This window comes from Mumia sp. Pv4-285, assembly GCF_041320275.1.
Lineage (GTDB): Bacteria > Actinomycetota > Actinomycetes > Propionibacteriales > Nocardioidaceae > Mumia > Mumia qirimensis.
On sequence record NZ_CP162023.1, the window covers coordinates 3,228,907 to 3,241,669 of the forward strand.

At 68.1% G+C, this 12,763-nt stretch carries 14 protein-coding genes; 6 read left to right on the forward strand and 8 right to left on the reverse strand.

Annotation, left to right across the window (positions count from 1 at the left end; translation table 11 throughout):
- The first annotated feature begins 3 nt into the window (after nt 1-3).
- Nucleotides 4-1,122 (forward strand): amidohydrolase family protein, encoded by a 1,119-nt coding sequence (locus tag AB3M34_RS15525; RefSeq protein WP_370615229.1) that lies wholly within the window; start codon nt 4-6, stop codon nt 1,120-1,122.
- 29 nt (nt 1,123-1,151) lie between these two features.
- Here the strand turns inward: AB3M34_RS15525 and AB3M34_RS15530 are convergent, their stop codons facing one another.
- Nucleotides 1,152-1,850, reverse strand: coding sequence for a GAF and ANTAR domain-containing protein (locus tag AB3M34_RS15530; protein WP_370615230.1), 699 nt, complete (start codon nt 1,848-1,850; stop codon nt 1,152-1,154).
- Nucleotides 1,851-1,867: 17 nt separating this feature from the next.
- On the reverse strand, nt 1,868-2,560 hold the full coding sequence (locus tag AB3M34_RS15535) for an ANTAR domain-containing protein (RefSeq protein ID WP_370615232.1): 693 nt from the start codon (nt 2,558-2,560) through the stop codon (nt 1,868-1,870).
- Nucleotides 2,561-2,777: 217 nt separating this feature from the next.
- Between AB3M34_RS15535 and AB3M34_RS15540 the strand changes: the two genes are divergently transcribed.
- Nucleotides 2,778-3,725: a hypothetical protein gene (locus AB3M34_RS15540; protein ID WP_370615234.1), complete on the forward strand. Its 948-nt coding sequence runs from the start codon at nt 2,778-2,780 to the stop codon at nt 3,723-3,725.
- Between the two features lie 35 nt (nt 3,726-3,760).
- Here AB3M34_RS15540 and AB3M34_RS15545 read toward each other — a convergent pair whose 3' ends face one another.
- Together AB3M34_RS15545 and AB3M34_RS15550 are read right to left on the reverse strand one after the other, a co-directional pair.
- Complete coding sequence (locus AB3M34_RS15545; protein ID WP_370615235.1) at nt 3,761-4,393, reverse strand: hypothetical protein; 633 nt, start codon at nt 4,391-4,393, stop codon at nt 3,761-3,763.
- 43 nt (nt 4,394-4,436) lie between these two features.
- The gene (locus tag AB3M34_RS15550) at nt 4,437-4,754 is read right to left on the reverse strand and encodes a YciI family protein (protein WP_370615237.1); all 318 of its coding nucleotides are present in this window, start codon (nt 4,752-4,754) and stop codon (nt 4,437-4,439) included.
- 124 nt (nt 4,755-4,878) lie between these two features.
- Here AB3M34_RS15550 and AB3M34_RS15555 point away from each other — a divergent pair, with 124 nt between their 5' ends.
- Complete coding sequence (locus AB3M34_RS15555) at nt 4,879-5,214, forward strand: hypothetical protein (RefSeq protein WP_370615238.1); 336 nt, start codon at nt 4,879-4,881, stop codon at nt 5,212-5,214.
- Between the two features lie 7 nt (nt 5,215-5,221).
- On the opposite strand, the gene AB3M34_RS15560 is transcribed toward AB3M34_RS15555, so the two are convergent.
- Nucleotides 5,222-7,441, reverse strand: coding sequence for a peroxidase family protein (locus AB3M34_RS15560; protein WP_370615240.1), 2,220 nt, complete (start codon nt 7,439-7,441; stop codon nt 5,222-5,224).
- 93 nt (nt 7,442-7,534) lie between these two features.
- On the opposite strand from AB3M34_RS15560, the gene AB3M34_RS15565 reads away from it, so the two are divergent.
- Nucleotides 7,535-9,073, forward strand: coding sequence for a lipoxygenase family protein (locus AB3M34_RS15565; RefSeq protein WP_370615241.1), 1,539 nt, complete (start codon nt 7,535-7,537; stop codon nt 9,071-9,073).
- Here the strand turns inward: AB3M34_RS15565 and AB3M34_RS15570 are convergent.
- From AB3M34_RS15570 to AB3M34_RS15580, 3 genes are all read right to left on the reverse strand, one after another.
- Nucleotides 9,070-9,759, reverse strand: a complete 690-nt coding sequence (locus tag AB3M34_RS15570) for a DUF5995 family protein (RefSeq protein ID WP_370615242.1) — start codon at nt 9,757-9,759, stop codon at nt 9,070-9,072. The two genes, AB3M34_RS15565 and AB3M34_RS15570, sit on opposite strands and share 4 nt — an antisense overlap.
- Nucleotides 9,756-10,589 (reverse strand): class II glutamine amidotransferase, encoded by an 834-nt coding sequence (locus AB3M34_RS15575; RefSeq protein ID WP_370615244.1) that lies wholly within the window; start codon nt 10,587-10,589, stop codon nt 9,756-9,758. The genes AB3M34_RS15570 and AB3M34_RS15575 overlap by 4 nt, the downstream gene beginning before the upstream one ends.
- Before the next feature lie 87 nt (nt 10,590-10,676).
- Nucleotides 10,677-11,654, reverse strand: coding sequence for an ArsR/SmtB family transcription factor (locus tag AB3M34_RS15580; RefSeq protein WP_370615246.1), 978 nt, complete (start codon nt 11,652-11,654; stop codon nt 10,677-10,679).
- Between the two features lie 203 nt (nt 11,655-11,857).
- Between AB3M34_RS15580 and AB3M34_RS15585 the strand changes: the two genes are divergently transcribed.
- Nucleotides 11,858-12,304, forward strand: coding sequence for a peptidoglycan-binding domain-containing protein (locus tag AB3M34_RS15585; RefSeq protein WP_370615247.1), 447 nt, complete (start codon nt 11,858-11,860; stop codon nt 12,302-12,304).
- A 173-nt stretch (nt 12,305-12,477) separates the two neighbouring features.
- A complete protein-coding gene (locus tag AB3M34_RS15590) occupies nt 12,478-12,732 on the forward strand; it encodes an HNH endonuclease (protein ID WP_370615249.1) in 255 nt (84 codons plus the stop codon).
- Nucleotides 12,733-12,763 lie beyond the last annotated feature (31 nt).

Here is a 12,763-nt window from a genome sequence, read left to right on the forward strand (position 1 = left end):
ACGATGTACGCCGACCACCTGATCCAGCCGTGGCTGCATTGCCTCCTCGACCACCTGCCGGGCGCGGAGGTCTTCGACGCCCATACCCATGTCGGCGAGCACGATCCGAGCGGCTTCACGGCACGCTGGGACGAGCTGCTCGGCTCACTCGAGGCCATCGATGCGCGTGCCGCGGTCTTCCCGCTGTCTGAACCGAGCGGCTACCGAGAGGCCAACCTCCGGTGTGCCGAGGCTGCTGCGCAGAGTGGGGGGCGACTGACGCCCTTCGTACGACTCACCCCCAGCGAGGTGGGCCTGTTGGAGGACGGGCTGTCTGCAGGGGCCAGAGGAGTCAAGCTCCACCTGTCGAGCGATGGCTTCGACCTCGATGACATCAGGCTCAACCGGCTCTACGAGACTGCCCACGAGCGACACCTTCCCGTCATCGTTCATGCGGGTCCAGAACTCGACTCCATCGCGTACGAGGTACTCGAGCTGTGCGCGCGGTGGCCCGGGCTCCGCCTGGTGCTCGCCCACTGCGCACTCACCGACCTCGGACAGCTGCGAGGACATGTCGAGCAAGCACCCAACCTCTTCTTCGACACCGCGTGGTGGAACCCCGCGAACGTCCTCGCCCTGTTCCGCCTGATCCCGCCCGGACGCATCCTCAATGCCAGCGATCTGCCCTACAGCACCCCGGTCTCCCACACCTTCACCACCGCCCGGTGCGCGTGGCAGGCTGGACTGGACGTCGCACAGATCACGGCGGTCATCGGCGGACAGTTCGCCAGACTGGTCGAGGGCGCAGAACCCCTGGAGCTGGGCCCGCCACCCGCAGCCGAACCGCAACCGCCCAGCCCGCTGCTCGAGGTGATCTCCACCAACCTCCTCGCGGCACTCGAACCGATGCAACGCGGCGACGAGCCGGGCGTGCCGCTCACCGTCGCCCGCCACGCGTGCCGCGTCCCCGACGACGACCCCGACGCGCCGACCATCGCGGCGGTCAGTCGGCTGCTCGACCTGTACGAGGAGCATCGGGAGCACATCCCGCAGCGCAACCAGCACCTTCCCGGTTGGGACCTGATCTCCGCTGCCGCGATCGTGGCGCGAACGCCAGCCGCACCATTGCCCGCCCCGACGTGACCAAGCGCCGTCCGGCGCGGTCGTATCTCCTAGGCGCGCTCCTGTGCCTTCCTCACCACACCTCGAGCGACGTCGGTGAGATGCTCACCTGTGCTTCGCTCGAGCTCGAGCAACCGCTCGTAGGCGTCATCCATGCTGAGACCCTCCAGCTCTGAGAGGACGCCCTTGGCCTGCTCGATGACCGCGCGGCCCTCGAGCGCGACCTCGACACGCTGGCGTGCGACCTCGGGGCCCACGGGACCCGCGTTAATGATGAACAGCGTCAGGATGTCGGAGTAAGCCTGAGCGGCAGTCTCCGCCTCCGCCACGGCGTCGGGCGGTCTGCGCCAGAAGAGGTTGAGCCCTCCCAATGCCGTCCCACGCCATCGGAGCGGCGTTGCCAGGACGTAGGTGTAGCCGGAAGATTCCATGATTGCGGCGACGGTGGGCCAACGATCGGCGACCTGGCTCAGCTCGCCCTGCACTGTCTCTTGCTGACGCACGCACTCGACGCACGGCCCTTCGCCTGAGAACGCCTGATACGTCTCCAGCTCGGTCACGCGGTGCGAGGTCGCCGACAGCAGCTCGAGATCACCGCCTGTGTTGGTGACGAGGAGCCCGCCAGCCTCCGCCCCGACGTGCTCGGTCGCTTCCGCGACGGTCTTCGCCAGCGCTCCCATCAGGTCGTAGTCCTGCACCAGGGCGGAAGACGAACCGGCGATACCGCTCAACGAGTGTGTTCCTTTCATGGGCGTGCCACCAATCATCAGAGGGAGAACGTGATGCGCCGCTCGACGACCGCTGTTGCGATCTCGGCCAACGTCGTCTGCTGGCCGTAAGCATGGGCTCGGAGGACGGCCAGAGCATCCCCCGGACTGACCTGCAGCTGCGCGACGACGATGCCCGTCGCCTGGTGAATCCGTGCACGCGACGCCCATGGCCCGCTCGTGAGGTTGCTGGACGCGGCATCCTGGTCGGAGAGCAGTGCCACGCCGACCACGTGGGCGAGGAACTGCAGGTCGTGACGATCGAGCGCGAGCGGCGACGGCGGGCTCTGGTAGAGCGTGATCACGCCGAACACCACGGTTTCGGGCTGTAACGGGACCGCCACGATCAAGGCGCTGCCCACGATCTCCCGCGCCGACTCGACGAACACCGGCCACCTCGACGCCGGGTCTCCGGGGACAGCGCACCGCTCGATCCGACCCGATGCCGATGCGGTGTGGCCGGGCCCCTCGCCGAGCACATCCTGGAGGTCCTCGAGCCGGTTCACCAGCGAGTTCGTCGTGCAGACCGTCACGCGGGTGGGGTTGTTGTAGTCGACGGTGATCGCCGCTCCGTCAGCACCCGCCAGTTCACGGTACGACTCGCAGAGCCGTCCACTCAGCGACTGGTCGGGATCTCGCCGGGCCAACGCCCCCGTAAGCCGTTCGAGAAGCTCCCCTGGGTGCTGCGCCACCGCCTCACCGCCTCCCCACTACATCCGTTCCGTCCGGCAACTAAGTCAACCATCGGTCGTGCGAGCACGCCGAAAAGGCGAGGGGACGGCCGACGCCAGGCCGGGCGACGGCTGCTCCCACCAACGGCTCACGTGTCTGCGCGAACGCGATGGGTACATGCGGACCATGAAGCCGATCCACGTCGGTCTTGTTGCTGATCCCGACTCGCCTACCGAGATGGCGCATCGGATCAAGGACATCGAACCGCCGAAGAGCGAGCATCACGACGCCTGGAACATCGAGGTCGTCAGCGAGCCGTTCACCACCGGTTCCGAGGACGTCGACACCGCGTTGGCGCGTCTGGGCGACCAGGCTCACCAGCACGAATGGGACCTCGTGGTCGGCCTGACAGAGCTTCCCCTTCGCGACGACGACGGACGCTACCTCCTCATCGAAGCTGACCCGCAACAACGGAGAGCCGTGCTGTCGCTGCCTGCGCTCGGCGGCCTGCGTGTGCAGTCGCGCACTCGCCAAGCCGTACGCACGCTCGTCGGCGGCATGACTGACTCCTCCTCGCAGGACGAGCACCGCGTCCCGCTCCCCCGTCGCGGTGGCCGCGGGCGGTTGCTCGCGGGGATGGTGCTCGCCAACCGACCGTGGCTGCTCGTGCCCGGGCTCAAGTCCGCGCTCGTCGCGGCGCTGGCAACCGGAGCCGTCGCCACGGTCAACTCCACCGTCTGGCTCCTGGCCGGCTCCTTGTCATGGTGGCGCCTCGTGGTCGCGACGGTCGCGTCCGTCGCGCTCGTCGTCGCCTGGCTCGTGATCGACGGCGGCCTCTGGGACCGCCCGGACGATGACTCCTCAGAGGCTCGGGAGAGGTCGCGCCTCTACAACATCTCGACCTTGGTGACCCTCACCGTCGGCGTGCTCATCTGCTACGTCGCGCTGTACGTCGTCAATCTGGTCTGGGCGCTGTTCGTCCTCGACCCCGCGGTGATGGGCGGGTATCTCAACGCATCGCTCGGCTACGGCGACCTTTTCGTACTGGCCTGGTTCGTCGCGTCCGCGGCGACCGTCGGAGGTGGACTCGGCAGCGGCCTGGAGTCGGACCAAGCGATCCGCGCCGCCGCCTACTCCAAGCGCGAGGAGGAGCGCCGCAACCGGCTCGCGCGTCAACGGACCTAGCCCGACGACACTCGCCCGCGCCGCGCTGAGCGGCGTCACCGTCGGGCAGCGCGGGGTGGCACGGAATCCCTCTCAGGGTGCCCCTGTGACGACCTCTCGAGCGCGACCAGGTCTGACGTGTAGCTCGGCCGAGAGCGGACCACCTTGAGATCGGTCACCAGTGCGGCGATCAGCTCGTCGTGCGATCGACGCGGTTTCCGAACCATCTCCGTGGTCAGCTGCACGTCGTCACCGAGCTCAAACATGGCGTCCCAGGAGGAGTCCCACTCGCCGCGCCAGACTTCGCGACGCGGGGCGGCGCTGCTTCGGACCTTAGGGTCGGTGCCCCACTCGCCGAACGTCCGGTAGCAGTCGTCGAGGAAGGCGTCGTAGCTCTGTCGCACCCGGGGCGAGAACAGCGGGGCTGCCACGAAGAACTCCCGATCGAGCTGCCGTTTGAGCGCGACCACCTCGGGCGGTGAGATGTCGCGCCAGTCCCCCATGAACGTGACGTAGCAGACGAGCGTGTTGAGACGCGGAGCCAGCACGCTGTAGTACTCCAGCTGCACACGCTTGAGCTCGTCGTTGCGCGACTGGCGGATGCTGAGGACGTACGCCAGCCACGCCACCGCGAACGGCGAGAGGAACAGGCCGATCGCCTGCAGGCCTTCCCACCACGAGTTCGACATCCCCTCAGGATGCCAGCGGCGGGTGCCGGTTCGTGGATGAATATCACTCGCTGGGCGGCACCTGGAAGGCGCGGACCTCGATCGGGCCACCGAGGGCCTTCGATGCCCTGGCCGCCCAACCGAGGGCAGCCTCCTCGTCGGCGACCTCGATGACCCAGAATCCCCCCAGGTACTCGGGAGCCTCGACGAAGGGGCCGTCGACCTTGCTCAACGACTCGCCGGTGTTGTCGACCGTGATCGCACTCGAGGGCGGCATCAACCCGCCCGCGAAGACGAACGCGCCGGTCGACGTCAGCTCTTCGATGATCGCGCCAGTGGCAGCCATGGCCGCCTCGAGCTCGGCCGGGTCCATGGTCTCCATGGTCGGCTCCTCGTCGGAGTCGTGGGGAACGGACAGCAGGTATTGAGTCATGCCGTGATGACCGTCTTCGATGCGGAAACTCATCGGGGCCTGGCCGACGAACAAGTCTCCTAAGGTGGGTGGCATGGCCAAGTTCCTGGCGATCTACAACGGATTTGCGGATGACTCGGACAAGGACGATCTCGATGCTGCGCGGCAGTCCGAGTTCATGAACGCATGGGCGTCCTGGGCGCAGGCCCATCAGGATGCGCTGGTCGACCCTGGCGCCCCGCTCTACCGGAAGAAGCGTTTGACCGCTGACGGCGTCGAGGACTTCACCGACCCCAAGACCGGGTACGCCCTCGTCGAGGCGGCGAGTCACGACGAAGCGGTTCGGATCTTCTCCGACCACCCGCACCTCGGGCTCTTCCCTGGGAACTCGATCGAAGTGTTGGAGTGCCCTCCTGTCCCCGGCGGATGACGCTCGCTCAACGGACGTCCGGGGCGTCGCCGGCCCACGGGTCGTCGTGGCGTCCCTCCCAGGCGCGCAGGGGGTGGCGTTCGGGCGAGAGCGGGCCGATGTCCCAGGGTTCGAAGGCGTTGGAGACGTTGGCGAGGCCGGTCTGCGCGAGGTCGGGATAGTGACGCAGCAGGACGTCTTTCATGGTGGTCCCGTCCACCCACGCGATCCCCTCGGGCGTGTAGACCTCCTCGCGGAAGTCGGTGGTGTAGAACCGGTCACCCAGCAGCCGGAGCGACGCATTGAGGATGAAGATCTGGAACAAGGTCTCGCCGAAACCGAACCCGGTGGGACGGTGCCCCTCCGAGAGCGTGCCGACCAGCAGGTCCATGTCGTCGATGTTGTCGTGCCCGTCAGCGTCGGTGCCGTAGACCTCGCGGAGCGTGGCCACGCAGTCGCGGTCGTCGGTGAGGGCGTCGAAGTCGGGCACGGGCTCCAGGCCGAGCTCACGGCGCAGCTGGTTGTACGACGGCACGCCACGCTCGCGATCGCGGTAGAGGTCGATGGCACCGATGTCGGCGACCGGAGCGCCCGGCACCGTGATCGCGCGCAACGAGTCCGGGTAGTTGTTGTTGACGAGCGCACACGCCGACTGCTCGCCCATCGTCCGTGCCAGCGCCTCGAACCCGTGCTCGGCCAGCAGCGCAGGCGACGCGGCATGGCGGGTGCGCTGGAACGGGACTGACGCCACCTCGTCGCCGTCGGCGTCGACGAGGCGGATCCGGTCGGGCAGCAGCGAGTGCAGACGGTAGATGCTGACGAACTCCTCCGACAGCCCGTACGTCGGGGCGTCGACGGGCGCGTTGCCGACGATCCCGCCGAGCTCCCGGCTGGCGATGGGGACATCCTCGAGCGCCTGCTTGCGTTCGCCGCCGAGCAGCGAGGTCGCCAGACCGAACCAGTTCGCCTCCATGCCGCTGAGCAGCGCCTCGTTCGGGAGGATGGCAGGCGTCCACTCAAGGGTGTGGATGCGGGCGATCAGCGCGGCGTTGGCGAGCCGAGCGGTCTGGAAGAGCGCTTCGTCGTCCCAGTCCGGATAGGACCGGGCGAGCTTGTCGGCGATGGCGTTGTGCTCGCGAGCGAAGAGCGTGTGCAGCATCGCAAGCCCGACCCACCAGTTCCGTACGAACCCGGACCGCTCGGTGCCCGTCTCAGGGTCGAGAGGGAGCGAGCCGTCGTCGTTCACGATCAGCCGGCCGCCGGTGTGGGCGCGCAGGGAGTGCTGGGTCTCCCAGTCGCTGCCGTAGACCTGGGACGCGTCCCACCAGTGGGTCACCTCGTTCAGGAACGTCACCGGCATGTCCCGGTCAGGGCCGTCGTCGCGCCGGGTCGGATCTGAGAGCGACCGGCGGACCTCGAGGTGGTCGATGCCGTGCTCTCGGAGCGGGTCGTCCTCGGCCAGCGGGATCGTGTCGGTCTTCCCGTCGAGGTCGGTGCCATGGCTGATCCAGTCGTGGTTCTGGAACTGGATCCAGGCCCCGCCCCACAGGTTGAGGAAGGGCATCTCGACCCGTGGGCCCTTGGAGGCGAGCAGCTTGCGGCTGACGTCGCGGACGCTCACGGGGTCGGTTGCGGGGTTGTCGCTCGGGCGCACGCCGGCAAGGCCCAAGTCGTCTCCGACGTTGCGGAAGAACCGCGTGTACGCGGCCCCGACCATCGGGTCGATCCTCCCCGCCTCGTCGCAGGACAGGTCGTTCCAGCTGCCGTCGGCCGTCCGCCACCGTCGAGCGAACGTGGGCACCTGCGACTGCGGCTCGGCGAACCCGGTCGCCTGACCGGCTGCGTACGTCCGCACGACGTTGTTCGCGAACAACGTCTCGCGCATGTGGGCCAGCTTGAGAATCTTGACCGACGTCGACACGGGCCCCGGCAGATGGGCACCCGATGCGTACCAGTTGGTCCAGACCCGCCCGCTCGTGTGGCGGCCCAGCAGGCTCGTGACACCGTGCAGGATGCCGGAGCCGACGGTGCCGAGCACCCGCCCGGCCGCGACCTTGGCACCGCGGAGGACGTCGGGGGGCGGCTGCGGGCCAGGTGGTGGAGTGCCGAGGTCGGGCGGCTCGATGAACGCGCCCTCACGCGCGACCCGCGCGACGTGCTCGGCGAACAGGGTCGCCTGGCGCTCGCCGCGGTCGATGCCAGTCTCCGCGTTGGCTGCCGTCAGCTCGTCGGGTACGTCGGTGGCCATGGCAACTCCTCATCAGGCCCGCCTGCGTCGACCGAGGGTCGTCAGGGATGCGACTCATCCCCGACGATCGTGCTGCGCGGCTACTCTCGGAACATGTTGACGCGGCAGCGTTTCCGCCTGTACCGCACTATCCTGGCCGGCTTTCTCAGCGCCGGCTTCAAAGATCACCCCATCGAACCGCTGGCGCAACCCGTGGACACGCGGATCGACTACGTGTCCCATGACGAGCTGTGGCCGGACATCCCTCTTCCAGGGGTCCGGGTCGCGGCCACCTTCATCCCCTCCGACCATGCCGAACGGCGCGGGCTCAAGATCCGGGTGCAGATGCGACTGCGCCGTCTGCTGGTCGACCTGGCGCCTCCGGACGCTCCCCCGATCCCGGCCGACGAGCAGGCATTCCTCGATGCTGTATACCCGCGCGAGTTCGACAAGGCAGGAGTACGGCGCCCGGTGCTGCCGCCGGAGCTGCGCGGGCCGGACGCCGACGTGATCGCCGAGATCGCCGTCCGCGGTCCCTTCGGCTCGTTCCTGCGGCGAGCGACGGCGCAGGAGGTCACCGCTGGTGAGGCCGCTGAGGACGAGTACGTCGTGGACCTCTCGCACTACCTCGACCAGCCGGTGCGCGACGGTCTGGTCCGGCCCGGCGGCAAGGCCGTGCTGTCAGCGACCGCGGCGGGCCTCCGCACCCGTACGGTGATCCGCAGCGACGGCCTCGAGCAGGGAACCGCCCGCCGAGCACTGCTCGCGGCCATGAACGAGGACATGACGACCTTCCGCCACAACCTCTCGATCCACAACGTCATCCTTACCGACTTCGCCATCGCGACGATCAACGAGCTGACCGCCCGCCACCCGGTCAGGCGACTGCTCCAGCACACCTTCCACACGCTGCTCATCGGCAACCTCGAGAACTGCAACGCACACTTCGCCGGCGCCAAGAGCTTCGCGGTCACCCTGTTCTCCCACGACGCGAAAGAGGTCGCCGCGCTCGCAGCGCGGCACCTGCGCGACTTCGACCTCCACAGCTTCACACCGGACACCCAGTTCGAACGCCACGGAACCACCGAGACGCCGTTCGACTACCCGTACCGCGACAACGTCCTCGAGCTGTGGGCAGTCAACCTCGGCTACGTTCGCGAGTACGTGGCGCTGTACTACGCCAACGACGACGCCGTGCGCGCTGACCCCGACCTCGCGCGGTGGGCCGACGCGCTCGACACGCTGCTCCCCAACTCCGTCAGCCGACCCGACGGTGGAATGACCCGTGAATGGCTGGCCCGGGTGTGCGCGACGGTCATCCACCTCTCGACCGTCGAGCACGACATTCTCAACAACGTCATCTGGGACTACGGGACGTTCGGGTTCGCTGTGCCCGCCGTGGTCCCGGAGAGCACCGACCAGATGGATCAGGTGCGGGCGCTGGACACGCTCGCGGTCCTGTTCGTGACCTGGCGCCCGTTCAACATGCTCCTCGAGAGCCACGTCGAGGACATGGCACTCGACGGAGCAGGACGCCGCGTGATGCTCGCGTGGCTGGATCGGCTGCGGACGGTGCACGGGGAGATGGAAGATCGCGGGTACGACCCGTCGCTGGCCTACCCGGCCAACTTCAACGTCAGCATCACCAACTAGCCCGCGGGGATCAGCAGCGCCCTCGACGTCATGCCCACGGTGTGCCCCAGACCGTCGAGGAAGCGGCCACGCAGGATCCTCGTTCGGCGGAGCGCCCAGATCGTCTCGGCGGTGACCCATGCGAGATCACGTGCCTTGTCGATCTTCCAGGTGCTGAGCAGGTGGACTATCGGGCCGACTCGATCATCGACCGCACGCCCTGACGCGTCCAGGAACGACCGCCGGATCGAGGACTCGACCTGGGCGAGGATCTCGTTGACCGTCTCGTAGTCGGCGTGGACGTCGTCAGGCTCGAGGCCACCCGTTCGACAGGTGTCGACCACGGCGATCGGAAGGTCGTGCTCGATGTGCGTGTTCATTCCCGCGATGGCGTACTGGACGGACAGGCGCCTCGCGTCACGTGCCTCGAACAGTGGTCGCCACGCCGGTGTGACCCGCCGCCCCGCCGCGGCGTCGTCGATCGCCGCCAGCCAGTGGTTGGCGAAGCCGACGTCGAGCGCGGCCATCGTCTCAGCGTCCCGGAACCGGGTGCCGGCGGACGCCGGATCGGCGATGACCGCCGCGACCCGCTCGGTGACGGTGAGGTACATCCGGTTGAACACCGCGACCCCGTCCTTGGCCGGGAGTCCGGAGTCGATGTCTCGCAGGCGGGAGATGACGCCGTCGACAGTATTCGGCAGGCTCATGCGGCGAGCTCGGGTAGGAAGGGACGCAGCTCCTCCGAGCCGCCGTGGACGATGACGCACGTCGCCTCCGGGACCTCACGCCACGCGCCGCGCAGGTCGCCGAGAGGCTCGGAGACCACGAGCCGGGTGTCGTCCGACAGTCCGTGCAGCATGGGGTTGTCGGGGTACTGGTGGCGCAGTGTCGAGACGTCGGTGCTGTGGAACAAGGAGCGCGAGCGCCCCTCACTGGAGTAGCGGAACCCCCAGATGGTCTCGCCGTCCGTGGTCGCCACCGTCATCTGCACCGGAAAACTCACTCCGTACCGCTGCGCCGTCTCCTCGATCAGGCCGACGGCGCGGGCTACCGCGGCCGGCGGGTCCTCGGTGAGCCCGAAGGTCAGCGCGAGGAAGAAGAACAGCTCCGAGTCCGTCGAACCCTCGATCGAAGGGAACAGCTCCGGGTCCACCGCCATCATGAGGTCGCGCTTCATGACCGCGAAGCCGTCGAGGTATCCGTTGTGCATCCACAGCCAACGTCCGTGCCGGAACGGATGGCAGTTCGTCTGCTGCACCGGCGAGCCGATGGAGGCGCGGATGTGCGAGAAGACGAGCGGCGACTCGATGTGCATCGCAAGGTCGCGAAGGTTGCGGTCGTTCCACGCCGGTTCAGCACTGCGGAAGATTCCGGGGGTCCCCGTGCGGCCGTACCAGCCCACGCCGAAGCCATCCCCGTTCGTCGGCTCGGCCCCCAGCTCGGAGCTCAAGCTCTGCACGATCAGCGAGTGCTGAGGCTTGTACAGGAGCTCCTCGATGAGGACGGGTGAGCCGGAGTAGGCGAGCCAGCGACACATGATGCCCTCCTGCGGATAGCCGTCCGTTTCATGATGACCTCGATGGAGGCGGTCTGGGTCATCCATCGCGGGTGAATGCCCGGCGCATCACCCCGTGTAGCGCAGCATGTCGGCGCCGAGGCGGGTCAGCGTGTGAAGCACGGTGTCGGCATGGCGACGGCTGCTGATCAGCCCGGCCTCGCGCAGCGTACGGGTGTGATAGCTGACCGTCCCGGCTGACACCCCCACCCTTCGAGCGATCTCGGAGGTGGTGGCGCCGGTCGCGCAGGCTGCGAGCACGGTGGCGCGGCTTCCGCCGATCAGCGCCGCCACGGCCTCCTCCGAGGAGGCAGCGACGTGGTCCGCGGCGGTGCGGGGCATCGGGTAGACCAGCACCTGGGGCAACGCCGGGTCTGCCATGGTGACCGGCTGCTGCCAGCAGAAGTACGAGGGGACGAGGCGGAGTCCACGTCCGTCGAGGTGGACGTCGCGGTCGTCGACATGGTCGACCACGCTGAGCACCGGCGGACGCCACTGCATCGTCGGGCCGAGCCCTCGGAGAAGGCCGTCCACTCCCCCGTCCAGCAGATGCCGGGATCGCAAGGCCCGCTCACTGTCCAGGTGGTCTCGCATCTGACCGGCGACCGGCGAGATCACGGCGGAGTGGTATGCGCGCAGCGTCTCGACCAGGACGCGTCGCTCCCTCAGCGTGGCAAGCGCGTGCAGCGGCGAGGCGTGGCGGCGGTGCGGCTCGATCTGGTTGATCTCCTCGGTGACACGACCCTTCGGTGCGGCGAGGATCGCGTCCAGCCCCGCTCCGAGACCGGCCTCTCCCTCGCCGGGTGTGAGGAAGTCCGGGTAGTACTGGGCGCGCGGATACAGCGGCAGGAGCAGCGTGCGTACGGCGCGACCGAGCGCGGTGCCGCGCAGGGTGCGCACTGCGTCCGCGTGCCAGCGACCGTGTGCCCACCGCCCCCGGCGCGTCTGGAAGCGGTGCAGGCTCGACGCGATCTCCCACAACGGATCGGGCGCGACGGCAAAACGGGTACGGGCGAGGTCGAGCTCGCCGAAGTGGATGCGCAGCACTGGATTCCCCCTGACCAGAACGCCCACCAGGACCTCCACAGCCTCGCAAACTCATCGGTTCACCGTGCGAGCACTTTCAATGCTCATCGAAATGCCTGTCGACGGCTCGCTCCTCGGTGACACGATCCCTTCGCTGTGGCGGCCCGCGGACAGCAGGCGAGAAGACCACGGTGTCCATCCAGCGTCACCCAGGGGGATACGTCATGAAGAAGAAGATCATCACCGTCTTGGCCACCGCCGGGCTCACCGCGGGCCTGGTGCTGGCGTCCGGAGGCCCCGCTGCCGCAAGTCCCGCCTGCACCACGAACGGGTACGGCGTCACCAGGAGCGGCAGCATCCTGTCCGTGCCGGCGACGAGCGGCGGCAGCCTGCACTGTCATCTCCAGGAGGGCTACAGCAACCGCGCGGTCTGGCAGCTCCAGTACTCGATCACCTGGTGCTACCGCGGCTACGGGGAGTCCGTGCTCAACATCGGGGTCGACGGCAACTTCGGCCCGAAGACCAAGGCCGCACTCAGGCGCGTCCAGCAGATCGAGCGCATCAACGTCGACGGCGTCTACGGTCCGCAGACGAGGGACGCGATGATGCACCGCCAGGACTCGTGGGAGGGCGACCAGGACCCGAACGTATGCCGGAAGCTGAGCTGGTGACGCGCTGAGAGCTCGGATCACCGGAGTCGTCGCGGTAACGTCACCTTGTGAGCCGTCGGCGCAGGTTTCCGAGCAACGCCTCGGCCACCACACGTGCGCGGTACGCCAAACGTCGGCAACGACGACTCGAACGAGTCGACAACGACCTCACCACAACGCAGTGGACCGACCTCGTGATCGCGTGGGGTGGCTGCGCCTACTGCGGCGCAGCCACCACCGCCCTCCAGAAGGACTGCGTCCTGCCGATCTCACGCGGCGGCCGCTACACGCTGCCGAACGTGGTCCCAGCTTGTACGTCGTGCAACGCGAGCAAGCACAACAGCGAAGTCTCCGGGTGGCTGCGCCGCAAACGCCTCGACGAGAGCGCCTTCCTGCTCCGACATGCCGAGATCCTGAAGACCCTCCGTGCAGCAGGCCCTCAGCAGTAGCGGGGACGATTCGCGACACCTGCTAGCGACG